Origin of the sequence: Nonomuraea sp. NPDC052129 (assembly GCF_040680095.1) — a bacterium.
Classification (GTDB): domain Bacteria; phylum Actinomycetota; class Actinomycetes; order Streptosporangiales; family Streptosporangiaceae; genus Nonomuraea.
The window spans coordinates 106,365-131,345 of the sequence record NZ_JBFAVX010000027.1; the positions used below are offsets into that span (position 1 = coordinate 106,365).

The 24,981-nt window shown below is 72.4% G+C and carries 11 protein-coding genes and 1 pseudogene; 8 read left to right on the forward strand and 4 right to left on the reverse strand.

Annotated features, from left to right (window positions below; genetic code table 11):
• Positions 1-175: 175 nt before the first annotated feature.
• Positions 176-238 (reverse strand): annotated as a pseudogene (locus AB0L53_RS41685) (hypothetical protein); the annotation flags it as partial.
• Positions 239-894: 656 nt separating this feature from the next.
• On the opposite strand from AB0L53_RS41685, the gene AB0L53_RS41690 reads away from it, so the two are divergent.
• Genes AB0L53_RS41690 through AB0L53_RS41725 form a run of 8 tightly spaced genes read left to right on the forward strand, consistent with a single transcriptional unit; the run spans position 895 to position 22,699 of the window.
• Entirely contained in the window at positions 895-2,964 is a 2,070-nt protein-coding gene (locus AB0L53_RS41690; RefSeq protein WP_364006724.1) for a S8 family serine peptidase, read from the forward strand.
• Positions 2,961-4,901: a S8 family serine peptidase gene (locus tag AB0L53_RS41695; RefSeq protein WP_364006727.1), complete on the forward strand. Its 1,941-nt coding sequence runs from the start codon at positions 2,961-2,963 to the stop codon at positions 4,899-4,901. The genes AB0L53_RS41690 and AB0L53_RS41695 overlap by 4 nt, the downstream gene beginning before the upstream one ends.
• Positions 4,898-6,859 (forward strand): S8 family serine peptidase, encoded by a 1,962-nt coding sequence (locus tag AB0L53_RS41700; RefSeq protein WP_364006730.1) that lies wholly within the window; start codon positions 4,898-4,900, stop codon positions 6,857-6,859. Before AB0L53_RS41695 ends, AB0L53_RS41700 begins: the two co-directional genes overlap by 4 nt.
• Positions 6,860-6,876: 17 nt before the next feature.
• Positions 6,877-11,424 carry a DUF6603 domain-containing protein gene (locus AB0L53_RS41705; RefSeq protein ID WP_364006733.1) on the forward strand — a complete coding sequence of 1,516 codons (4,548 nt, stop codon included), beginning with the start codon at positions 6,877-6,879 and terminating at the stop codon, positions 11,422-11,424.
• Positions 11,421-12,605 carry a kelch repeat-containing protein gene (locus AB0L53_RS41710; protein WP_364006736.1) on the forward strand — a complete coding sequence of 395 codons (1,185 nt, stop codon included), beginning with the start codon at positions 11,421-11,423 and terminating at the stop codon, positions 12,603-12,605. The genes AB0L53_RS41705 and AB0L53_RS41710 overlap by 4 nt, the downstream gene beginning before the upstream one ends.
• A complete protein-coding gene (locus AB0L53_RS41715) occupies positions 12,602-15,685 on the forward strand; it encodes a hypothetical protein (RefSeq protein WP_364006739.1) in 3,084 nt (1,027 codons plus the stop codon). The genes AB0L53_RS41710 and AB0L53_RS41715 overlap by 4 nt, the downstream gene beginning before the upstream one ends.
• Positions 15,682-20,910 carry a hypothetical protein gene (locus tag AB0L53_RS41720; RefSeq protein WP_364006742.1) on the forward strand — a complete coding sequence of 1,743 codons (5,229 nt, stop codon included), beginning with the start codon at positions 15,682-15,684 and terminating at the stop codon, positions 20,908-20,910. Before AB0L53_RS41715 ends, AB0L53_RS41720 begins: the two co-directional genes overlap by 4 nt.
• Complete coding sequence (locus AB0L53_RS41725) at positions 20,903-22,699, forward strand: hypothetical protein (protein ID WP_364006745.1); 1,797 nt, start codon at positions 20,903-20,905, stop codon at positions 22,697-22,699. The genes AB0L53_RS41720 and AB0L53_RS41725 overlap by 8 nt, the downstream gene beginning before the upstream one ends.
• A gap of 77 nt (positions 22,700-22,776) precedes the next feature.
• Here the strand turns inward: AB0L53_RS41725 and AB0L53_RS41730 are convergent, their stop codons facing one another.
• From AB0L53_RS41730 to AB0L53_RS41740, 3 genes are all read right to left on the reverse strand, one after another.
• A complete protein-coding gene (locus AB0L53_RS41730) occupies positions 22,777-23,025 on the reverse strand; it encodes a hypothetical protein (RefSeq protein WP_364006748.1) in 249 nt (82 codons plus the stop codon).
• Positions 23,026-23,312: 287 nt separating this feature from the next.
• Positions 23,313-24,197, reverse strand: a complete 885-nt coding sequence (locus tag AB0L53_RS41735; protein ID WP_364006751.1) for an NmrA/HSCARG family protein — start codon at positions 24,195-24,197, stop codon at positions 23,313-23,315.
• A gap of 13 nt (positions 24,198-24,210) precedes the next feature.
• A complete protein-coding gene (locus AB0L53_RS41740; protein ID WP_364006754.1) occupies positions 24,211-24,957 on the reverse strand; it encodes an enoyl-CoA hydratase/isomerase family protein in 747 nt (248 codons plus the stop codon).
• Positions 24,958-24,981 lie beyond the last annotated feature (24 nt).

Sequence of the window (24,981 nt, forward strand, 5' to 3'; positions counted from 1 at the left end):
CGACGGCCATGAGCAGCATCGCGCCGGCGATCCTGCCCGGCGTGCTCGCCGTCGGCGCACACCGCGCCGACGGCACCATGTTCTTCCCCGTGCCCACGACCCCTGCCTGCACCGGGCACGGCATGGCGACCCGCTTGTGGTTGACGATCTCCCCATCGTCGCGCAGGTCAGCGGTGATCCGGGGTGAGCCGCTGGTCCCATCGGAGTCGGCGTGAAACGAGCGGATCTTCTCCACCATCCGCGCGACCTCGGCCGCCCTGACCTGGCGGGCGGGTTCCCGCGTGCGCCAGGCGTACAAGGCGCTGCGGCCGACGTTCACACCCTGCACAGCCGCGCGATGCCGTAGCCGGCGTGGACGGAGATGAACCTGAAACGGCTGATCAACGATCCATCTCCTTCGCAAAATAGGCGGCGGCCTTACGCAGGATCTCCTTCTCGACTCCAACTCGTCGTACGGACCAGCCTCACCGCATCTCGCTTGAACTCATCGCCGAACTTCGACGGTTGTGCCACCCGGAAGCTCCCCTCTAGAGAACAAGATCCATTGTCAGGGGTGTCCTCACCTCGGGAGGAACCTCAACCTGCGGCTGGCCCCGGTCCGCCGCAGAGTTGCCGACCGGCCCGTAGTCCGGCCATCGCGCCGCGCCGGCCGGCGGCTTGGTCTCGCCGCGCTCCCACGAACGCGATGGAACGCGGTGGAACGCCTTTCTAGGTAAGGCGGCTCTGCCTCGGGGACATGCCATCGCGGAGCCGCTGGGGGTTCATGCCGACCGCCGGGGTGCGTGGTCGGCGCCGGCTCGTCCACTCCAAGGAGGATGCAGTGATCGACCGTGTCCAAGACCGGTCCGGCCGAGGCTCGTGGATCGAGTCCGCGGCCGGAGAGCGGGATGAGCGATGACGGGGGAGCCCGTCTCGGGGGTGCGGGACTTCCGGCTGATGGTGGCGCCGGAGCCGTTCGACCCTGCGGCAGTGGAACCGTCCCACCAGGAACTGTCCCGTCAAGAACCCGCCCGCCAAGAGCCGCCCCCCAGTGAGTCGTCCCACCGCGAGTCGTCCCACCGCGAGCGGCCCGCTGCGGTGGGCGCGGCGCGGGCGACGGTCGTGCAGTTCGCGGCGTTGCTGAGCGAGCCCGACATCGCCCGTCTCAAGGCGTCGTACGGCCTGCGCCTGGACAAGTTCATCCCGAACCTGGCCTACCTGGAACGCCTGGACACCGCGACCGCCGACCGGGTACGCGCGGACTTCCTGGTCAGGGCGGTCATCCCGTTCCCGCAGGCGTCGAAGCTGTCGCCCACGATCCCCGCCACGGGGCCGCTCGACCTGACGATGGTGCTGTTCGAGGACTCGGACCCCGTCGCCGTCACGGCGAGTCTGACCGCGCTCGGCGCGCGTGACATGGCGACGGCCGATGACCGGGAGAGCGGCGGACGGCTGCGGTTGCACCTCACGCTCGACGACCCGTCGAGGGTCGCCCAGGCCGCGGCGATCGACGACGTCATCTGGATCGAGCCCGAGCCCGAGTTCACCCTCATGGACGCCGGGTCGGCACGGGTGCTCCAGTCGGGCGACCCGTCCAGCGGCCCGGTCTGGATCCACAACCTGCACGGCGAGGACCAGGTGATCGGGATGATCGACCAGGGCGGCGTCGACCTGGACCACTGCTTCTTCGCCGACAACCCGCCGAACAAGCCCGGTCCGAACCATCGCAAGGTGGTCCGGGCGTTCAACGAAGGCGTCGTCGGCCCGCACTTCATGCAGATGGCCGGCATCATCGCCGGTGACCAGCTCGGCTTCTCCGGCAATCACCCCAACCGTGGCGGCGCGTGGGCCGCCAAGCTTGTCACCCGCAGCCTCGGGGACCTGAAGCGAGAGAAGATCAATACGGGTTTCGCGGTCTTCAGCCTCGAGACCCTGCTGAACGCGTCGAGAAAAGAAGGCGCGAGCATCCACAACCTGAGCTGGGGAATCGGCAAGACGGCGGCCTACGACGTGCTCGCCCAGGACGCGGACAAGTTCAGCTTCGAGCACGAGGACCAGCTGCTGGTCGCGGCCGGCCAGAACGTGGAGCAGGGGACGGAGAACCTGCCGCCCGGGATCGCGTTCAACACGCTCTGCGTCGCGGCTACGAAAGCCTTCCCCGACCACATGTCGCGGGGCAACGGGGTGGACGGGCCGACGCCCGACGGCCGCCGCAAGCCGGACCTCATGGCGGTCGGCTGTGGCATCACCACCTCGGTGATCCCTACGCCCCCTCCCAAAGGCCCGTTCTGCGACGTGCAAGCGATCGCGTGCGGCTGCAGCGCCGCGACGGCGAACACGTCGGCCGCGGCCACGCTGGTGCGCCAGTACTTCCAGAGGGGCTTCTACCCGGCCGGCGAACCACGGAAGGACAGGGTCATCAAGGAGCCGTCAGGAGCGCTGATCAAGGCGGTGCTGCTCAACTCGACCGTCCGCATGACCGATCATCCCGGCTACCCGAACGACATCACGGGCTGGGGGATCATCCAGCTCGACCGGACGCTGTTCTTCAAGGACTCCAGCCGCCGCGGGCTGATCGTCAAGGATGTCCCGAAGAGCGCCGGCCTGCGGATGGGCGAGACGCGTACGTCCCAGTTCTTCGTCAACGGCGACACGGAGCCGCTGAAGATCACCCTGGTGTGGGTCAACCGGCCGCCGTCCGAGCAGAACCTGCCGCATCCCCGGGTGGACGCCATCAGGTTCGAGGTGGAGGACTCCCAAGGCAACTTCTACATGGGCAACGACCTAGACGGGGTCAACGGGGTCTCGCGGAAGCTGGCGACGGCCCCGGCCAGCCCGCCGGACGCGATCAACAACGTTCAGATGGTCATCGTGAATCAGCCCACTCCAGGGACCTGGAGGATCCGGCTGCGCCAGTCCGGCCACCAGGAGAAACAGCGCTACGCGCTCGTGGTCTCCGGTGACGTCGTCGTGGACGCGCTGTGACGGGCCGGCGCCCCGACTTCCGGCTGATGGTGGGGCCGGAGCCGTTCGATCCCGTGGAGCTCGTACAGGAGAGCGCGGCGGCCGGGCCGCAGGCGACGGTCGTGCAGGTCGCGGCGTCGCTGAGCGGGCCGGACATCGCCCGGCTCAAGGCGGCGTACGGCCTGCGGCTGGACCGGTTCGTCCCGAATCTGGCCTATCTCGAACGGCTGGACGCGGCGACGGCCGACCGGGTGCGCGCGGATTTCCTCATCCGGGCTGTGACCCCGTTCCCGCAGGCGTCCAAGCTCTCGCCCGACATCCCGGTGACCGGGCCGCTCGCTCTGACGGCGGTGTTGTTCGACGACTCGGACGCCGCCGCCGTCACGGCGAGCCTGACGGCGATCGGCGCGCACGACGTCGCGGCGAGCGACGCCCGCGAGTTCGGCGGCAGGCTGCGCCTGGTCTTCGGGCTCGCCGACGTGACCAAGGTCGCCCAGGTCGCGGCGCTGGAGGACGTCACGTGGCTCGAACCGGCGCCCGCGGTCGAGAACCAGGACGTGCCGTCCGCCCAGGTGACCCAGTCCGGCGACCCGGCCCGGGGCACCGTGTGGGATCGGCACCTGCACGGCGAGGACCAGGTGATCCAGATCATCGAAGGGGGCACGCTCGACCTCAACCACTGCTTCTTCGCCGACGCCGCCCCGAACACGCCAGGCCCGGGCCATCGCAAGGTGCGCGCGCTGTTCAAAAAGGCGAACACCGCGCTCGACAGCCACTTCATGAAGGTCGCGGGCATCGCCGCCGGCGACGAGTTGGGCAACTCCGGCCAGCACCAGGACCGCGGCGGCGCCTGGGCCGCGAAGATCGTCGGCAACGACAGCACCGCGCTGCAGGACCTGGGCCCGAATCACCGCAGCGTCCACCAGTTCCTGGAGGACGGGCGAGGCGTCGGCGCGACCGTGCACAACATCAGCTGGGTCAACACCCTCACCTTGCGCTATGAGGGCACCGCCCGGGACGTGGACGCGTTCTGCTTCGCCCGTGAGGAGCAGGTGGTGGTCGCCGCCGCGACGAACACGCGGCCGAACTCGAGGAACATGCCGCCCGGCATCGCGCTCAACGCGATCTGCGTCGCGGCGGCCAGGGCCCACCCCGGTCACATGACGCGGGGCAGCGGCGTGGACGGGCCGTCGCTCGACAGCCGCCGCAAGCCGGAGGTGATGGCCGTCGGCTGCGGCATCAGGACCTCGGTCCTGCCGCCCACGCCGTCCACGGGCCTGTACTGCGACACCGCCGTCCAGACGTGCGGCACCAGTTTCGCGACGCCGAACGCCGCGGCCGCGGCCGCCCTCGTACGCCAGTACTTCACGCAGGGCTTCTACCCGAATGGCAAGCCCGAGCAGGACAAGATCGTCAAGGAGCCGTCAGGCGCGCTGATCAAGGCGGTGCTGCTGAACGCGACCGTCGACATGACCGGCCACCCCGGCTACCCGAGCGACATCGAGGGCTGGGGGCTCATCCAGCTCGACCGGGCCCTGTTCTTCGAGAACGGCACGCGCAAGCTGATCGTGCACGACGTCAGGAGCGCCGCCTCCATGGCGACGTCCGCGACCCGCTCGTACGGCTTCACCGTCGACAACGCGGGCGAGCAGCTGAAGATCACCCTCGTCTGGACGAGCAAGGCGATGACCGAGGTGGCGCCGTTCACCCCGGACCCCATCCGGTTCGAGGTGGAGGACCCCGCCGGGGGCTTCTACATGGGCAACGACTTCGACGTGCCCAACAGGGTCTCGCGGAAGCTGGCGGCGCCCCCGAAAGCGCCGCCCGACATCGCCAACAACGTCCAGATGGTCGTCGTGAACAACCCCGCTCCCGGCCCCTGGACGATCCGGCTCCGCCCCGTGCTCACGCGGGCGCCGCAGGGCTTCGCGCTGGTGATCACGGGGGGTGTGCGATGAGGCGTGAGCGACAGGACTTCCGGCTGCTGGTGGGGCCGGATCCGTTCGATCCCACGCAGGTGGAGCCGGCCGCGGCGGCCGGGCCGAAGGCGACGGTCGTGCAGTTCGCGGCGTTGCTGAGCGGGCCGGACATCGCCCGGCTCAAGGCGGCGTACGGGCTGCGGCTGGACCGGTTCATCCCGAATCTGGCCTACCTGGAACGGCTCGACGCGGCGACGGCCGACCGGGTGCGCGCGGACTTCCTGGTCCGGGCCGTGGCCCCGCTGCCACAGGCGTCCAAGCTCTCCCCGGACATCCCGGCGACCGGGCCGCTCGACCTGGTGGCGGTGCTGTTCGACGACGCCGACGCCGACGCCGTCACGGCCGCGCTGACGACGATCGGCGCGCACGACATCGCCACGGTCGACGGCCGGGCGTTCGGCGGGCGGCTGCGCCTGCGGCTCACGCTGGACGACGCGGCCAAGGTCGCCCAGGTCGCGGCGCTGGAGGACGTCACCTGGATCGAACCGGTGCCGGTGATCGTCGACGCGGACGTGCCGTCCGCCCAGACGACCCAGTCCGGCGACCCGGCCCGCGGCACGATCTGGGCGCACGACCTGCACGGCGAGGACCAGGTGATCCAGGTCATCGAGCGGGGCACGCTAGACCTCAACCACCGCTTCTTCGCCGACGCGGCCCCGAACAGGCCCGGCCCCGGCCATCGCAAGATCCGCGAGCTGTTCAACCCGAGAGGGGCCACGCCCCAAGGCCACTTCATGAAGGTCGCCGGCATAGCGGCCGGTAACGAACTGGGCAACTCCGGCAACCACCAGGACAGAGGCGGCGCCTGGGCCGCGAAGATCGTCGGCCACGACGCCAACCTGATCCTCGCCCCGCCGGACAAGACGTCGCCGGACGGGAACCGCCGCCCGCGCAGCCTGCAGGAGCTGCTGGAGGACGGGAGGGGCGCTGGGGCGACCGTCCACAACATCAGCTGGAGCACCAATATCCGCTACGACGTCGCCGCCCGGGACCTGGACGCGTTCTGCCTGGCCCGCGAGGAACAGGTGGTGATCGCCGCCGGCGAGAACACGGGGGTGAACCCGAAGAACGCCTCGCCCAGCGTCGCGTTCAACGCGCTCTGCGTCGCGGCGGCCAGGGCCCACCCCGACCACATGTCGCGGGGCAGCGGCGTGGACGGGCCCTCGTTCGACGGCCGCCGCAAGCCGGAGGTGATGGCCGTCGGCTGCGGCATCAGGACCTCGGTCCTGCCGCCCACGCCGTCCACGGGCCTGTACAGCGACACCGAGGTCCAGACCCGGTGCAGCACGAGCTTCGCGACGCCGAACGTCTCGGCCGCGGCAGCCCTCGTACGCCAGTACTTCAACCAGGGCTTCTACCCCAAGGGCCGGCCGGTGGAGGGCAACCGCATCCCCAGCCCGTCAGGAGCGCTGATCAGGGCGGTGCTGCTGAACGCGACCGTCGACATGAAAGGTCATCCCGGCTACCCGACCGACACCGAGGGCTGGGGGCTCATCCAGCTCGACCAGACCCTGTTCTTCGAGAACGGCGCCCGCTCGATGATCGCGATCGACATCCCGAGCCGAGCCGGTCTGCGCCTGGCCGAGACCCGTACGTACCGCTTCAACGTCCATGACGCGAGAGAGCCGTTGAAGATCACCTTCGTGTGGGTGAACCGGCCGCCGTCCGAGGGCCAGACCACCCCCACCGTGCAGGCGATCAGGTTCGAGGTCGAGGACCCGGCAGGAAACCTCTACTCGGGCAACGACTTCGACGTGCCCAGCGGCTTCTCCCGGCAGCGCAAGACCAGCCCGCCCGTTCCGCCCGACATCACCAACAACGTCCAGATGGTCGTCCTGCCGAGCCCCGTCATCGGTCCATGGATGATCCGGCTCCGCCCCTACGTGAATCTTGAAACCCAGGGTTACGCGCTGGTCATATCCGGCGGCGTGATCTAGACCGGAGGTATCCCGCGATGGCATTGTCCGTCGAATCCCTGATGCTCGAGGTGGGCAAGGCGTTTGCCCCTTTGGAGCAGCGGCTGCGCGGTGACGAGATCCCGCTGCTGTTCGCCGAGATCGGCCTGCCGGCGCCCGGCGTCGTGCTGGCCGCGCAACCCGTACGCAACGCCGTGGACGGCGCCGCCACGGCGCTGAGCGGACTGCCGCGCTCGCTGTCCGACCTGGCCGCGGCGATCGAGGCCGAGGACGTGGACCGGATCGCGGAGAGCGTGGCCGCGATCAGCAAGCTGGTCACGACCGTGGCCGACGCGGTCGGCGTGGTGGCCGGCGCGATCCGGGCGGCCGCGGCGGCGGCCGGGCCGAACCGGGCCGAGGTGGAGGCGTTCGCCGGTGAGCTGCCGGAGCGGCTGTTCGGCTTCGCGCTGATCACCTATCTCCAGGACAGGAAGCCGATCGTGGCGAACGTGCTGGAGCTGATCGGCGTCCTGGAGTCGACGCCGATCGCGGCGACCCCCGCGGCGCCCACGCACGTGCGCCGGGTGCTGCGCCTGGACCGGCTGAGCGGCTTCCTGCGCGACCCCGTCGCCACCCTGACCGAGCTCTACCGCTGGGGCGGCCCGGACTTCGACTGGGACCTGCTGCTCCAGCGCCTGTCGATCTTCCTGACCACGGTGTCGCACTTCGCCTTCCCGCAGCCAGGGCCGCCGCCGTTCCTGCGGGTCGCCGGCGTGGACATCGGCAGGACCGATGACCAGATCCCCGGTGTGGCGGCCACGTTGCGGCTCGACGCCAAGGACCATCTCGAGCTCATCGTGCCGGTCAACGACTCCGTGGCGCTGGTCGCGACGGCCGACGCGGCGATGGAGGCGGGGGCGGCCGTCGAGCTGCTGCCGCCCGCCGACCTGCGGGTCGTGCCGCCGTCCGGAGAGGTGCGCGGCTCGGTGCGGTTCGGCGTCCAGGCGCCGCCCGCCGCCGGCGGCCCACCGCTGGTCATCCTCGGCACCGCGGGCAGCTCCCGCGTCGAGGCGCGCTCCCTGCGTATCACGGGCGGCGCGGACCTCGACTGGAACGCCGCCGCCGGCCGCGCCGAGGGCGAGCTGGTGCTGGAGGCCGCCGTCGAGGGCGGCAAGATCGTGCTGAACCTGGCGGACGCGGACGGCTTCCTCGGGACGATCCTGCCGTTCGGCTCCATCGAGCTCGACGCCGACGTGGGACTGTCCTGGTCGAGCGCGACCGGCCTGCGCTTCCGCGGCACGGGCGGGGTCGAGGCCGACATCCCTGTCGACCTCCAGGTCGGCCCGGTGGAGATCCGCTCGCTCCACCTCGGCCTGCGCCTGACCGACGACGGGGTCGCCCTGGAGGTGTCGGGCACGGTCGGCGCCCAGCTCGGCCCGATCGCGGCCGTGGCCGACAGGGTGGGAGCGGTCATCAAGCTGTCGCGCGAGGACGGCGCCCTCGACCTCGACGTCGGCTTCAAGCCGCCCACCGGGGTCGGGCTGAAGATCAACGCGAACGGCGCGTCCGGCGGCGGGTTCCTGTCCTTCGACCCCGGCCGCGGCGAGTACGCCGGCGCGCTGGAACTGGAGATCGTCGACCTCATCGCGGTCAAGGGCATCGGGCTCATCACCACCCGCCAGCCGGACGGCTCACCGGGCTTCTCGCTGCTCATCGTGCTCACCGCGGAGTTCCCCTCCGGCATCCAGCTCGGCGCCGGATTCACGCTGCTGGCCGTCGGCGGGCTCCTGGGACTCAACCGGAGGATGGACCTGCAGGCGCTGATCGAGGGCGTGCGGACCGGGGCGATCGAGTCGGTCGCGTTCCCGAAGGACGTGGTCGCGAACGCGCCGCGGATCCTGTCCGACCTCGGCCGGTTCTTCCCCGTTCAGCAGGGAACGTTCCTCATCGGCCCGATGGCCAAGATCGGGTGGGGCACTCCGCCCCTCATCACCGCCTCGGTCGGCCTGATCATCGAGGTGCCGGGCAACATCGCGATCCTCGGCGTCGTACGGGCCGCGCTGCCCTCTCCCGAAGACCCGCTGCTGCTCCTGCAGGCCCAGTTCCTCGGCGCGCTGGAGCGGGACAAGGGACGGCTGTGGTTCTTCGCCAAGCTCGTCGAGTCGCGCATCGTGGGGATGACCGTCGAGGGCGGGATGGGCCTGCTGGTGGCCTGGAGCGGCGACCGCGAGCTGATCGTGACCATCGGCGGCTTCCACCCGGGGTTCCACCCGCCGCCGCTGCCGTTCCCCACGCCCAGCCGGCTCGCGGTGGACCTGCTCAACCGGGGCAAGCAGCTCATCCGGGTGACCGGCTACTTCGCGCTCACCCCCAACACCGTGCAGTTCGGCGGCGGTGTCGAGGTGCGGCTGGGGTTCAGCTCGTTCGGGGTCGAGGGCCATCTCACCCTCGACGGGCTGATCAACCGCGACCCGTTCCGCTACAAGGCGCACAGCTCGGGGCACGTCTCGCTCAAGGCGTTCGGGGTCGGCGTGTTCAGCCTCAGCCTGGACCTCACGCTGGAGGGACCGGCCCCGTGGCGGGTGCACGGGCGCGGCTCGATCGGCTTCCTGTTCTTCTCCATCTCCGCCGACTTCGACTTCTCCTTCGGCGAGGAGCTGGCGCTGTTCGTGCCGACGGTTCTCGGGCTGCCGCTGCTGGTCTCGGAGATCGCCAAGAACGAGAGCTGGGAGACCCGGCTGCCGAGCGGCGGCGTCCGTACGCTGGTCTCCCTGCGCAGCCTCCCGGCGGGCGACGACCTGGTGCTGCACCCGCTCGGCACGCTCGTCGTCCGGCAGCGGGCGCTGCCGCTGGGCGTCCGGGTGGACCAGATCGGCGGGCAGCCGATCACCGACGGGCGGCGCTTCAGCCTCACCACGCCGCAGAACGGCGGATTCGTCGAGAAGTCGGTCACCGGCGAGAAGTTCGCGATGGCCCAGTTCCAGAAGATGTCCGACGCGGCCAAGCTGTCGCGGCCCTCGTTCGAGACGCAGGACGCCGGGCTGGAACTCACCTCCGACCAGGGCAATCTCGCGACCGCCCGGGTCGTGCGCCGCGCGGTCCGCTTTGAACTGCACCTGATCGACAGCGCCGCCGCGCAACCGGCCGGAGTCGCGCTCGCAGCCGCGGCCGGCGCGCCTGTGCAGCGCTTCCACAGCGTCAGCGAGCCGGTGTTCGACGAACTGCTGCGCGGTTCGAGCACCAGCCGTTCGGGACTGTCGGCCAGGCAGGCCAGGCAGCGGCAGCCGTTCCTGGCCGAGGACACCGTGCGGGTCGACGAGCAGCGGTTCGTGGTCGCGTACGTGAAGAGCAACCGCCAGGCCTTCCCCCCGAGCCGCCCGGGCACGACCACGCGCCGGGTGCCCTCGACGTTCCGCAGCCGCGCGACGGCCGAGGACGCGCTCGCCGGATTCGTGACGCTCGACCCGAACCTTGCAGGGCAGCTGCACGTGATTCCGGCGGCCGAGGCGGCCGTCACACCGGGCGTGCCCGGCACCTGGTCGCCCGCGGGCGTGCTGCCCGCACCGGTGTCGGAGGTGGATCTCGTGCCACTGCAGAACGGCCGCGTCCTGATCGCCGGGGGCACCGCCCCCGACGGCTCGCCCGTACCGGTCACCCAGTTGTTCGACCCGGCGGGCGACTCGTGGGCCACCGGGCCCGCGCTCGGGGCCGCGCGCAGGCGGCACGCCACCACACGCCTGCAAGACGGCCGCGTGCTCGTCACAGGCGGGCAGGGGAGCGGGCACGCGCCGCTCGCCTCCGCCGAGCTCTTCGACTCGGCCGCGGGCCGGTGGGCCCCGGCTGCCGGCATGGCCGTCGCCCGCCACGGGCACTCGGCCACGGTGCTGGGCGACGGCCGGGTGCTGGTGGCCGGCGGCAGCGGCGCGCGGGACGGGCAGGAGGACGGCGCGCTCGCGTCCGCCGAACTGTACGACCCGGCGAGCGCCACGTGGACCACCACGGGAACGCTGAGCAGCGCCCGCACCGGCCACCAGGCGGTCCTGCTGGACGACGGCCGGGTCCTGGTCACCGGCGGCCTGCTGCCCACCGGCGCGGGCCGCGCCGAGCCGCTGGCCTACTGCGAGGTGTTCGACCCGGCCGGCGGGCAGTGGAGCACCACCGGCAGCCTCGGCACGGCGCGGGCCGGGCACCAGGCCGTCCTACTCACCGACCACCGGGTGCTGGTGACCGGCGGCGACCCGGTCGTGGCCGCCGACGGCACGCTGGACCCGCACAGCCTCGCGAGCGCCGAGCTGTACGACCCGGTCAGCGAGGTCTGGAGCCCGGCGCGGCCGATGCCGGACGGCGGCCGCTCCGGCCACCGCGCGATCCTGCTGCGCTCCGGCGAGGTGCTGGTGACCGGCGGCACCGCCGCGCCCGAGCGGAGCGCCGGCTTCCGGTCCGTCATCTCCTACGACCCCGGGTCCGGCACTTGGCGCACGCTGGGCGGCCTGCTCCTGGGCCGTAGCGCCCACGCCGTCGCCGAACTGCCCGACGACCGGGTGCTGGCCGCCGCGGGCGTGGCCGGCACCGACCCCACAGGCACCGGCGAGGTGCTGATCCCATGACCAACAAAGGAATGACCATCATGCCCAAAGCCACCGAGCCACCCGCCGGAACCTGGAAAACCGCAGGCGACCTGCCCACCCCGGCCGCCTGGCACGGCCAGCACGACGGGCCTGTGCCGCTCGCCGACGGCACCGTGCTGGTGGCCGGCGGCGCCGACGCGGCAGGCGGCTCGCTCGCCGACGCGGCCCTGTTCGGCAAGAAGCAGGGCACCGACCACGACACCTGGGACCGGGCCGACCCGATGGGCACGCCCCGGCGCCTGCACTCGCTCACCCGCCTGGCCGACGGCCGCGTCCTCGCCGTCGGCGGCCTGAACGGCGGCACAGAACAGGGCTCCGCCGAGCTGTACAACCCGGCGACGGGACACTGGAGCCCGACCGGCGGCCTCATCACCCCCCGCTGGGGACACAGCGCGACCCTGCTGGAGGACGGCAGCGTCCTGATCGCCGGCGGCAGCGCCTCGCGCCCCTCGGGCGGCACGGTCGCGCTGCGCTCGGCCGAGCGGTTCGACCCCGGCAAGGAGAAGTGGCGCTCCGCGGGCTCCATGAGCGACGCGCGCACCGCCCACACGGCCGTACCGCTACACGGCGGAATGGTTCTGGTCGCGGGCGGCACCGCGCCGGTCGGCGCCCCCGACGACCCGGCGCTGGCGTTCTGCGAGCTCTACGACCAGGCACGCGACAAGTGGACGCCCACCGGCAGCCTGATCAGCGCCCGCAGGCACCACCGCGCGGTCCGGCTGTCGGACACCAGCGTGCTCATCACCGGCGGCACCGCGCCGGGCTCGCCGGGCACCGCGCCGTACGACCCGTTCAGCCGGCGCACGGCCGAGGTGTTCGACCTGGACACCGGCAAGTGGGCCGAGGTGACCGCGATGCCCTCCGGGCGCGCGCTGCACCGCGCCGTCCTGCTGCCCGGCGGCCAGGTCATGGTGGCGGGCGGCGCGGCGGGCGACCGCGACGAGTCCGGCTTCCGCAGCGTGCTGGCCTACGACGTCACCGGTGACGCGTGGGCGTCCGTGCCGGGCCTGGTGACGGGCCGCTGGTCGTTCGCGGCCGTCGTGCTGGCCGACGACAGGGTGCTGGTCGCGGGCGGCGTCGCCCGCTCCGGGCTGGCCGCCGCAGATCCGGCCGCCGTCGAGCTGACCGCGACCTCCGAGGTGTTCGGGGAGACCTCGTGACCGCCAACGCCTACACCTTCCTGCCGTGGTTGCGGGCCGGGATCAACACCCGGATCACGGCGGACCCGGGCACGGCCGCGCGGGCCAGCGTCCAGATCCCGCTCAACGTCTCCGGCGAGGGGCTCGACGGCGGCACGATCACCCACGACGCCGGGCGTCCCGTGCAGTTGTACGGGCCGGGCGACGTGGTCGGCGTGGACCCGCGGGCGATCTCGCGGACCGAGCCGCGGCCGGGCACCGCCAACGTGGAGCCGAACTTCCTCGCGCACATCGAGTTCGTGGAGGAGGACTTCGCCTGGCGCTACAGCCCCGCGCCGTCCGGCCCGTCGACCGCGCGCCTGACCCCGTGGCTCGCCCTGGTGGTGCTGGCCGTCGGCACCGAGTTCGCCGACGCCCCCGGCACGGACCCGCTGCCCGCCATCGACATCATCGACCCGGTCCGTACGATGCCGCCCGCCGACCAGCTCGGCGCCTGGGCGCACGTCCACGTGAACGGCTCGCTCGCGGGCCCGGTCGTCACCGACAGCACGGCCGCCCCGCTGGCCGCCCTGGACACGGTGCTGACCACCGACCCGGACAGCGCCTGCTCGCGGCTGATCTGCCCGCGCCACCTGCGGCCCGAGACCGCGTACGAGGCGTTCCTGGTGCCGGCCTTCGAGACCGGGCGGCTGGCCGGACTCGGCTTCGACCCGGCCGGAGCGCCGGGCGCGCTGTACTCGAGCTGGGGCCCGCCCTACGCCAACCGCCCGGTCGGCAACCGCATGCCGTACTACCACCGCTGGGCGTTCCGCACCGGTACGGCCGGAGACTTCGAGTTCCTCGTACGCCAGTTGCAGCCCCGCCGAGCCGACGCCCGGGTGGGCGTCCGGGAGATCGACGTGCACGCCGGCCCCGGCTTCGACCTGCCCGGCATCCCCGACCAGGGCGGCGTGCTGCCGCTCGGCGGCGCTTTGCGCGTGCCGGAGAGCGTCGATCCGAGGGAGAACTGGGACCACTTCGCCGACCCGCCGTCGCCGTCCCCGCTCTACCCGCACCCGTTCGAGCAGGAGCTGGCCCGCCTCATCAACCGGGCCGACGACTTCCAGCAGCCGACGTCGGGACCGGACCCGTTCCTCACGCCGCCGCTGTACGGCCGATGGCACGCGCGCACCTCGCGCCTGCTGTACGACCGGGACGGCACACCGGTGTCCACGCAGGAGAACCACAACTGGGTGCACCGGCTGAACCTGGACCCGCGCTTCCGCGTCGCCGCCAACCTCGGCGCGCAGGTGGTGAAGGACCACGACGAGGAGCTGATGGCGGCCGCCTGGGCGCAGGTCGGCGACGTGCTGGCGGCCAACGGCCGGATCCGGGCCGCCCAGCTCGCCCGCGAGGTCGGCCACGCGCTCCAGACCCGCCACCTCGAACTGCCGGCGGGCACGGCGCGGACCGCGGCGGCCGCCGCGCCTTCGGGACGCGCGCTCACCCTCACCGCCCCGGCCCACTCCCGGGTCACCACCCCCGTCACCGCCGCGAACTCGCTGGTGGCCGGGCAGGACAGCGAGGTCGCCGTCGGGTTCCACGTGGCCGGAAGCCGGGTCGCCGCCGCGCCCGTCTCGCCCGCCATGCGGCGGATCATCCGCCCCGGCTCGCGACTGATCCGCTCGCTGGACTTCGCGGAGGGCCCACGGCCGGACGCCCTGCTGTTCCGCATGGACGACGCGGTCAACCCGGTCGTCGCCGTACCCGTCAAGATCACTCCCGGCGCGCTGGTCACCCCGGCCGACGTCAACGCCGTGCTCCACCCCGACCGGCCGCCCGGCACGGACCCGGTCGACATCCTCGCGCACAGCCCCGACTTCGTGCTCCGCACGCCCGGCGACCCCGTCACCCCGCACCCCGGCACCGCCGACAGCGCCGAGGCGACCCGGTTCAAGAGCGCGCTACGCGAGCTGCACCAGGCGATCGACACCGGTGTGGCGGTCGGTCAGACCCCGCCGCCGGTCCCGCTCGACCTGGGCACCACCACGACGGCCACGCTCACCGGCCTGCGCTCCGACACGACCGTGCCGCGCGCGCTGCTGGACGGCTCCGTCAGCCTCCCGGAGCGACTGCGGCCGTTCGCGGAGGCGTTCACCGAGGCCATGGCGTACCCGGTGTTCGACACGCCGATGTTCCGGGCACTGCTCGGCTTGGGGGTCGACGCGTTCGTACCGCACCTGAACCTGCTGCCGCAGAACACGTTGACGCTCCTGGACAACAACCACGAGTTCATCGAGTCGTACATGGCGGGGCTCAACCACGAGATGGCCCGCGAGATGCTGTGGCGGGAGTTCCCGACCGACCAGCGCGGCACCCCGTTCCGCCAGTTCTGGGACCCGGTCACCGCCCTGCCGGAGCCCGGGGTGTCGCCCGCGGACCGCCGGGAGCGCGACTACGACATCCCGCCGATGCACCGCTGGCCGCTGACGGCCAGGCTCGGGGAGAACTCCAACCCGCACGACGGGATCGTCCTGGTCGTCAGGGGCGAACTGCTCAAGAAGTACCCGACCACCGCCATCTACGCGCACCGGGCCGAATGGCCGCCCGGCCCTGACGGCCTGCCCGACAAGTCGCAGCAGCGCCGCCTGGTCACGATCACCGGTCAGCCGACGACCGAGCAGATCCAGCTTCCCCGCTTCGAGGCCACCGTGGACCCGGACATCTACCTGATCGGGTTCGGCCTCACCGCCGACCAGGCGATCGGCGGTCCCGACGACCCCGGCTGGTTCTTCGTGCTGAAGGAACGTCCGGGCGACCCCCGCTTCGGCCTGGACGACCGGGACCCCGGCGCGCCCGCCGGGCCCATCGAGGTCTGGAACGACCTGACCTGGAGCGACGTCGACCCCGCAGGACGCGGGTTCCTCACGCTCGACCCCGCCGTCACCGTGCCGCTTGCCGGGCTGGACGGATCCGACGACGCGGGCAAGCTCGACCAGCACGGCGAGGACGAGAACCTGCCGCTGTGGTTCAGCGGGCTGGGTTCGGCCGATTTCGCCTACATCCTCCTCCAGGTGCCCGTCATGGTCGCCGTTCACGCTCAGGAAATGGTGCCCCGATGACCGCGCTCAGCGACGCGTTCCCGGTTCTGCTCGCGCCGGTGCGGGTCGAGACCCGCTTCACCGCCACGGAACTGCTGGTCCGGGTCTTTCCGGACGAGTGGGCCGTGGACAAGTTCGAGTCCAAGCCCACCGACGCCGAGATCACCGCGATCGACGCGTACTGGACGGCCCGCTGGGCGGCCGGCGGCCGGGCCGCGCGGCTTCAGGCCGCCTGGCAGGAGCTGGCCACCCGGATACCGGCGGGCCGCGCGGCGTGGCTGCTGCGCGGCCGTACCCCGGAGAACCCGGCCGAAGAGCCCACCGGGGCGGCCGACGACGCTGTGGTGCTGGTCGTCCGGTCCGCCGCGGCCCCGGCCGCCAACAACCGGCAGCCGTCGATCGTCTATTGGAGCGCGGTGTGGCGGGCGCACGGCGACCGGCTGCGGTTGCGCCAGGCCGACGCCGCGCTGCTCGCCTCAGTCGGAACCGCCAGGGCGAACACCATCCGCGCCAACCGGCCGTTCGGGCTGGACGGCGCGCTGACGAGCCCGAGCGACAACGTGCTCGTCGCGTTCCTGGTGCTGAAGCCGCCCGCTCCCGGTACGACGGCGACGGACGCCTGGACGCAGGGCGCCAAGGCCGGTCTGCTGCCCGACCGGTTCCAGGTACTCGGGTTCAACGGCACCCGCCAGGTGGTGTCGGTGACCGGCGCCACGGTGCCGGCCACGCTCGCGGTGAGCCCGGACCCGGGCTCCGGCGACCAGATCTCCGTCAACGAGCAGACCGGCGTCCTGCACGTGCCGGACGCGCTGCGCTGGCTCGTCGACTTCGACCGGGCCGTGGCCGTCGGCATGGGCGTGCGGATCCCGCTCACCGACGAGATCCGCGGCGGGGTGGAACGGCTCGTCGTGCTGGGCCTGCGCGAGCAGGCGGCGCCCACGAAGACGGCCGCCGACCTCACCGAGCTGATCAAGCGCCACCTGCGCGGCCCGGACGGGTTCGCCCTGCTGCCGCAGGGCACGCCGACCAACAACTCCGAGGTCCGGCCGGCCGGTCAGGACGAGGAGGACGAGGCCGCCGCCGCGCTGCGCTCCTCCAGCGGGATCGCCGCCGCGGCGGCGCCGGACTGGACGACGAGGACCGACGGCAGGCAGCTCACCGACCTGCTCGGCATCGACCCCGGCGTCCTGTCCGGCATGCCGAACGCGGACGGAACGGACCAGCGCGACGCCCGCGCGGCCAACACCGCGCTGTGGCCGGCGACGTGGGGCTCCTTCCTGCAGACGACACTGCACCCGCTGCTCGGCCCGGACGCCGTCGCCAAGACCCGCGACTTCTTCCAGAAGTACGTCTCCGGCCGTGGCCCGCTGCCCGTGGTGAAGATCGGGCGGCAGCCGTACGGGATCCTGCCCACCACCGCGTTCTCCCGGCTCGCCTTCCCGGACTCCGCGGGGCACCGCCGGGCGCTCAACCGGGTCCTCACCGAGGCGGGCAAGGACTGGGCCGCCGCCGCCGCTCAAGTGCCGCACCTGGGCGACGGCGCGAGCGACGCGCACCAGCAACTGCTCGACCTGGTCGCGCTGCACCCGACGTCGACCGAGTACCACCAGCGGTACGCGCAGAGCCTCGAGGACCTGTTCAACCGGGAGAACCTCGCCGGGCTCGGCGGCACCGTCGTGTCCACGGTGGAGCAGCTCGGGCTGGCCGCCCCGGTGCGCGCCCTGCTCAGCCGGTTCGGCGCGGACACCGGCCCCGGCCGGGACCCTGACCTGCTGCGGCGGCTGTTCACCGACTTCCACCAGCCGATGCTGGCACCACTGGTGGACGACCGGCCGCTGTCGGAGAGCGCCCGCATCCGGCCGTACACCACCGACGGGCGCGACTATCTGACCTGGCTGGCCGCGCTGACGCGTACCAACCTGAACGGGATCCGGCTGGAGTCGGGCTTCGCCGAGGACCGGCGCCCGGCGACGCTGCTGTACCTGCTGCTGCGGCACGCGATCCTGCTCGGCTGGGACGAGGCGGCCCGCGCGCTCACGGCCGCGGCCGGCCAGTCCGCCGGGCCGCCGGTCGACCCGCCGTTCATCCACGTGCACCTGCCCGGCCCCGGCGAGGACGCCGCCAGCGAGAGCCGCTTCCGGCTGCTGTACTCGCCCGCCCCGCTCGTCACGGGCAGTCCCGATCAGCTGCTGGTCAACTTCATCCCGTCGGCGCTGAGCAAGCAGGCGCCGGACCAGCCGGGCCCGACGGCGGCGCTCGCCGACCAGGCCCGCGCGCTGGACGTCCTGGCCACCCTGCCGACCGCCCGCCTGGAACGGCTGCTGGCCGAGCACCTCGACCTGGCCACGTACCGGCTGGACGCGTGGCGGCTGGGCCTGGCCACCGAACGGCTCGCCGAACTGCGGTTCGCGCCCGACGGCACCGTACGGCCCGGCCTGCACCTGGGGGCATACGGCTACCTGGAGAACGTACGGCCGCATGCCATCGACCGGCTGGAACCCGTCCCCCTGACCGGCCCGCTGGCGACGGTGTTCGCCGGAGCCCAGCCGCTGCTGCACGACCCGGAGAACGAGGGTTTCGTGCACGCGCCGTCGCCCGGCCACGCCCGTACGGCGGCCGTCCTGCGAGCCGGGTACGTCGCCAACGCCGACCGGCAGAACCCGGGCCCCTTCGCGGTCAACCTCGGCGCGGACCGGGTCAGGCTCGCGCTGACGATCCTCGACGGGATGCGGCGCGGCCAGTCGCTCGGCGCGATGCTGGGCTACCGCTTCGAGCGCGGCCTGCACGACCGGAGCGGCCACGGGACCGAGGTGGACAAGTTCATAGCGGGGCTCAGGCTGGCCTTCCCGCTGCGGTCGGGCAAGATCCCGCAGTCCGTGGCCGCAGATCAGGACAAGCCCGACGAGATCGGGCAGGTCGAGGCGCGCAACGTGATCGACGGCCTGGCCCTGGCCCGCCATCTGACCAGGAGCGGCGCGTCGCGTACGTACCCCTTCGGTCTGAAAGGTCTGCCGGAGGCGGACGCCGATCAGACCACGGCGATCAGCGAGGAGGCCGACCGACTGCTGGCCGCCAACGACGCGGTCGCCGACCTCGCCGTCGCCGAGGCCACGCACCAGGCGCTGGGCGGCAACCCCGAGCGCGCGTCCGCGACCCTCGACGCCTACGCCAAGGAAGGGCTGCCGCCCGACCCCGAGGTGGTCAGGTCGCCGCGCAGCGGCACCACCCTCACCCACCGGTTCGGGCTGCGGCTGAAGGCCGGACTGCACCCCGGGAACGACGACACTCCCCGCGCGCAGGCGGAACCGGCCGTGGACGACTGGCTGCCGAGCCTGCTGCCGCGGGACGAATCCGTCGCCGCGCGCGTCACCTGGACCGACCCGGTCAACGGCCGCGCCCACGAGAGCGTGGTCACCCAGGACGACGTCGACCTCGCGCCGATCGACCTGCTGTGGACAGTACGGCCGACCGACCAGGCGGCGATGACCGACCTGGACGACCGGATCATCGGCGTCGTCGTGAACAGGGAGGACCCGCGCCCGGACGCCGAGCTCACCATCCGCTACACCGACCGCATCGACGGCAAGGTCACCTTCTTCGAGCTGTCGCCGCTGATCACCGCGCTGCGCACGCTGCTGACCACGGGCCGGCCGCTCAAGCCGACCGACCTGGTGCCCGCCTCCGGCCCCGTCACGCTCGACCGTACGCTGGACGACGCCGTGTCGGTGCCCAGGCAGCGCCCGGTCGCGGTCCGCGAGTCGCTCGACGACCTCGGCGACGACGTGGACGACCTGCTGCACGACCTCGGCCGCCTGTACCCGCCCGCCCCCGCGCAGCCGCGGCGCGACGACATCGTGGAGGACATCGACACGTTGCTGACCCGCTACGCCCGGCTGGTCACCACCGCGGCGGGGTTCGGCATGGTGCGCAGCGGCTGGGGCGAGGTGAGCGCCTGGCGGCGCGGCGTGTTCTCCGAGGTGCTGGCGGCCGCGGCCGTGACGGCGGCCAGGATGGGACGCACGCTCGCCAAGGCCGACGCGCTGCTCGCCGCCTACGACGCGCTGCCCCGGCGCACCCCGGACGACGAGCGTTTCCGCAGGTTGCACGAGGTGGAGCCGCTGCTCACGACCGCGCCCGACCCCGACCCGCCGGACCGGCCCGACCGGTTCCGCGACGCCATCGGGCGCCAGCGCGACATCTTCGCCCGGCGCCAGGACGATCTGGAGGACGTCGCCAAGACCGACCGTACGAAGCTGAGCGAGCTGCTGGAGCAGGTCGGCGACCTGCTGCCGCTGACCGGACTCGACCCGGCCGGGCTGGACCTGACCCCGGTGCTGGACAAGGTCGTCGCGTTCGGCGCGGAGCTGCTGTCCAGGACGCGGGCGCTGCGCGAGGAGATCACCGCCCGCCTCGCCGCCGCCACCGCCGCGCTGACCAGCGCCGACAACGCCGTCACCGCGCCGGACCGCACGAAGGCGACCATCGAGGCGCTGCGGGCGCTGCTCGGCCCGGACGCGCTGGTCGTGCCGGAGTACACGCTGCCGAAGGATCTCGGCGACGACCTGCACGACGCGTTCGACGACAGCGACGACCTGGTCAAGCACCTCACCCGGGCGCCGATCTCCCGGGACTTCCCCGTCGACGACTGGCTGCACGGCCTGGCCCGCGTACGGGAGATGCCGCGGCTGTGGGAGCGGGTGACGCTGCTCAGCGACGCGCTCAGGAACGACGACCTCGACGACATCGAGGACCGGGAGCCGCGGCTGCGGCCGATCCAGTTGCCGCTCGTGAACGGCGACCACTGGCTGGCCATGGAGCTCGCGTCGGGCGCCACCATCGACCAGGACCGGCTGCTGTTCACCGCGCACTACGCCGACGACCCGCCCGACGGGTCCGGGCCCGCCAGCGGCCTGCTGTTCGACGAGTGGACCGAGGTGCTGCCCACCGACCGGGAGACGACCGGCATCGCCGTGCACGCCGACAGCCCCGACTCCGAGCCGCCGCAGAGCATGCTGCTGGTCGTGCCGCCCGTGACCACCGGGTCGTGGCGGGCCGAGGACCTCGTCGCGGCGGTCACCGAGACGTTCGACCTGGCGCGTACGCGGCTGGTGGAGCCCTCGCAGCTCGACGGCACCGGGTACGCCCAGCTGCTGCCCGCGACCCTCCTGTCCGCGACCCGCCAGCCCATCACCATCAGCACCGATCTCGCCGTCGCCAACGCACGATGGAAGGCCGACCATGAGTGAGCCCCGTATCGCCGACCTCCCCGCGGCGCTGGCCCATCGGGACTTTCCGACGGTGGGCCTGTGGAACCGCCTGGAGGGGCGTCCCCGTACCACCGACTTCGGCAGGGCGCTGCGTGCCGAGGTCCGTGACCCGCTGTGGCTGCTGGCGCGGCAGTGGCAGCTCGGCGAGTTCCGCGCCACCGACGGCGGCTCGCCGGTGACGGCCACCTACTCGGTCGTGGCCAGCCCGCTGACCCGCTTCCGCCCCGACACCGACCCGGTGAGCCCGCCGGGCGCGTTACCCGCCGGGCGTCCCCTGGAGACGGTGGCGGAGAGGCGGCCGCTGCCGTTCGCGTTCGGGACCGAGCCGATCTCGTTCGACCTGCGGCTGTCGCTGGGCCGCCGCTGGCTGAAGCTCGTGGCGCGGGCCTCGCTCCAGCACAACCGCGAGGTCGCCGAACAGTACGTCGCCCGCTACCGCATCACCCTCCCCGACCCGAACGCCGAGGCCGACGCCCAGCGCGTGGCCCACCCGGAGGTCTGGGCGGGCACGCAGGCGGTGGCCGGCCGCCGGATGGACGGCTACCTGCTGTACCAGCACGTCAAGGGCGGCGGAACGGCCGCCGACGGGATCACCGGGCTGCGGCGGCAGGACCGCGACGCGCTCAACGCCCTCGGCCCCCGCCTGATCGCCTGGTTCGACCAGCTCATCGACCAGCCGGGCGCGGTCAGCCCCTGGGACCCGCGACGGCTGGAGCACCGCTTCTCGGTCGCCGCGGCCGGGCCCGGCGGCGAGACGGTGCTGTCCGCGCCCGAGTACCCGGGCGGCGAGCTGGACTGGCACGCGTTCTCGACGGCCCACGACGACACGCTCGGCGGCGCCGGTGCCACTCCCGCCGCGCTGAACCGCACCGTGTTCCCCACGCCCGCCCGGTTCACCGGCATGCCGCTGCCACGCTGGTGGGCGGTCGAGGACGGCCGTACGAACTTCGCCGCGGTCACCCCCGACAGCACCGACCTGGCCCGGCTGATCTTCCTCGAGTTCGCGCTGGTCTACAGCAACGACTGGTACATCCTGCCGTGCGACGTGCCGACCGGCACGTTCGCGGCGATACAGGGGCTCGCGGTGACCGACGTGTTCGGCGCCCGCCGCTGGATCACCCCCGCCGGCGCGGGCGCCGCGCACGACTGGCAACAATGGTCGATGTACGTCCACGGCGACGCGCCCGGCCTCCTGCTGCCGCCCGGAACGCCGAAGGTGACCGACGGCCCGGCGCTGGAAGAGGTCCAGCTGGCCCGGGACGAGAACGCCAACATGGTGTGGGGCATCGAGCAGACCGTCCGCATGCCCACCGGCGACCCGCGCCCCGGCGCGGAGGCCGCCGCCGAGACCCTCGCCTTCCGCCGCCGGCTGCACCCCCCGACCCGGCTCGACAACCCTCGGGCGGCGCCCGCGTACCGGGTGATGAGCTCGGTCCCGGAGCACTGGATCCCGTTCATCCCGGTCCACGTCCCCGGCGACAACCGCAGCGTGCAACTGCAGCGTGCCACGATGCCCAGCGAGGTGGACGGCAGTCCCGTACCGGCCAGGACCGCCCTGCTCCGCGAGGGGTTCGACGCCGGGAACTCGTACTTCATCAACGAGGAGGAGGTCCCTCTCACGGGCACCCGCCTGACCGCCGCGTACAACCGCACCCGCACCCGGACCGGCCAGGTGATCGTCTGGCTCACCGTGCGGCGGGACACCGGCCGCGGCGGGCGCTCCAGCGGTCTGGCCTTCGACCTGCTGACCGACACCGCACCCCAGTGACGTACGGGCCGCAGGACGGTCGCGCCCGGCAAGCCGTTCCGCGACGCTTCCCGGAAATCCGGCCCGGCGGACGCGACTCATTCTGCAAGCGCCCGGACAAGTCGTTTCCCGGTGCTCAGCCGGTTACCGGGGTGGACAGTCCTTCCCCGTTCGCTGGCCGCCACCACGACCACCCCGGCCGCCGCCACCACGCAGGCGGCGGCCGCCTGCCCGGCGGGCTTCGTCTGCCTCGTGCCGACCAACTCGCCGGCCCCCATGCCCGTCCTGGTCAAGCAGGGCCGGTCGGCGTCGTTCCCCGGCGGGCTGAAGGTCGGCTCGGTCTCCAACCAGACGAGGCTGAACTACTGCGCCTCGGCCAGCCCGTTCAGCTACAGCCTCGCGTCCGGACTTGGCCCCGCGGGGTCCGGTCGGCGGCAAACGCGAGTCTTACCGACCCATAGCTCGGTACCGCATCTCGCCAGGCATCGCCTGCGGCGCCGCATGCGGGCGAACAGCCAGTGCTCACTGAGGGGGAGAGCTGGACGTTGTCCAAGTACTCCAGTGACACATTGAGATCATGGCTGGGATCTGCGCTGGTAGTGGCATCGGCGGGCGATGGCTTGAGCTGGGCGCGCTACTGGGCCGCGGCGTACTTCTCCGCGCCCTCGTGCTCCAGCCAGGTGGCGAAGGTCATCAGGCCGGGGTGCCGCTCGCGCAGGGCCGGGATGTCTGCGTGCCAGCCGCCCCCATAGTTGGCGAACTCATAGCCCGCCAGGGCGTCATGGCCCTTGTCCAGGAGAGCCTCGCGCGGAATGGCTCGGTAGGTGATCGGCTGGCCCAGCGCGCGCTCCATGATCTGGGCGATCTCGGTCATGGTGAGCTCGTCGCCCGCCAGTTCGAGCGTCTCGCCCACGTACTGTGCGGGATCGGTGAAGGCGAGGGCCGCGAAAGCGCCGATATCGGTGCCCGCGATGAGCTGCACCGGCACATCGGGGAAGACGACGTCGGCCATCGCACCGTCGCGGGTGCCGAAACGCGGATCGACTTGGTTCTCCATGAACCGGACCGGCCGCAGAACCGTGGTCGGCAGGCCAAGCCGTCGGGCGTACGCTTCCAATTCCGCCTTGCTCTGCCAGCGGCGGATGCCGTGGTCGGCGTCGGCGGCGCTGACCGACGCGTAGACGAAGTGCTCGATGCGGGCATTGACGGCTGCCTCGGCGACGTTCCTGCCGAGCCGCAGCTCGTCCTCGATGGTGAAGTCCGGCGGTGTGCCCGGGTAGCCCATGGTGGGCTGGACGCTGAAGACCCCGTACACGCCGCGGAGGGCGGCGTCGAGCGAGGCGCGGTCGTCCATGTCCGCGCGTACCACTTCGGCGCCCGCCTCGGCCAGCGCGCGAGCGTTCGCCGATCGAGGGTCTCGTACCAGGGCCCGCACGCGCCATCCGGTGGCCAGTAGTGCGCGAGCTGCCGCGCCGCCCTGGGTGCCGGTGGCACCGGTCACCGCAATGATGTTCTTCATGGATTCTCCTTGATCACGTTTCGAATAGCTGGTGTGCTCGGCCGAAGGCCAGGTCGTCCACCAGGCGCCGCTTCCAGGGGCGCTGGAGCACGGCGTGGGTCAGCCTGCGTGTGGTTCGGGGGGCGGCCATAATCGTCGCGGCCAGTTCCTGGGCGCGTGGGATCAGCCGGTCAGCCGGCACGACCTCGTTGACCAGGCCCAGCTCCAGCGCCTGTGCGGCGCCGATGCCCGCGCCGCTATAGAGGGCCAGGGCGCTGCGCTTGAGGCCGAGGAGTTCCTGGAAGGCCAGGTGCTGGCCGTCGCCCGGCACCGCGCCGGCACGGAAATGACTGTCGTCGAAGACTGTTCCGGGGGTGCACAGGGTCAGGTCGCAGATGAGTGCGAGCTCGTGGTGGTAGCCGGGGCCGTTGATGGCGCCGATCGTGGGAACGTCCACCGCGAACACCAGGTTCTCCAGCAGCTTGATGCCGTCGTAGTAGATCTGGTAGCGCCCGCCGGACTGCCAGGTGGGCGGCCGCCGCTCGCGCAGTTCTGGCTCCAGCCCGGCCATCCAGGACTCGCCGGTACCGGTGATGATCAGGACCTCGTTGCCCGGGTCGTTTCCGGCCTCGTGAAAGACCTGTCCCCAGGCCTGGTGCAGGGACGACGACATGACGGCGGGACCGCCGCCGGTGTGCATCCGCAGCAGCAGGACGCCGTCATGCCGCTCCATCACGAAGTGCTTGGCGTACCTGGCCGCGTACTCCTCCAGCTCGGGCACGTTGACCTCCACTCACCACTAACC

Bases quoted from the DNA above. Each gene is read 5' to 3' on its own strand.
- AB0L53_RS41690 (WP_364006724.1), top strand. From the start codon at position 895: ATGACGGGGGAGCCCGTCTCGGGGGTGCGGGACTTCCGGCTGATGGTG.
- AB0L53_RS41720 (WP_364006742.1), top strand. From the start codon at position 15,682: ATGACCGCGCTCAGCGACGCGTTCCCGGTTCTGCTCGCGCCGGTGCGG.
- AB0L53_RS41735 (WP_364006751.1), bottom strand. From the start codon at position 24,197: ATGAAGAACATCATTGCGGTGACCGGTGCCACCGGCACCCAGGGCGGC.
- AB0L53_RS41700 (WP_364006730.1), top strand. From the start codon at position 4,898: ATGAGGCGTGAGCGACAGGACTTCCGGCTGCTGGTGGGGCCGGATCCG.
- AB0L53_RS41725 (WP_364006745.1), top strand. From the start codon at position 20,903: ATGAGTGAGCCCCGTATCGCCGACCTCCCCGCGGCGCTGGCCCATCGG.
- AB0L53_RS41710 (WP_364006736.1), top strand. From the start codon at position 11,421: ATGACCAACAAAGGAATGACCATCATGCCCAAAGCCACCGAGCCACCC.
- AB0L53_RS41705 (WP_364006733.1), top strand. From the start codon at position 6,877: ATGGCATTGTCCGTCGAATCCCTGATGCTCGAGGTGGGCAAGGCGTTT.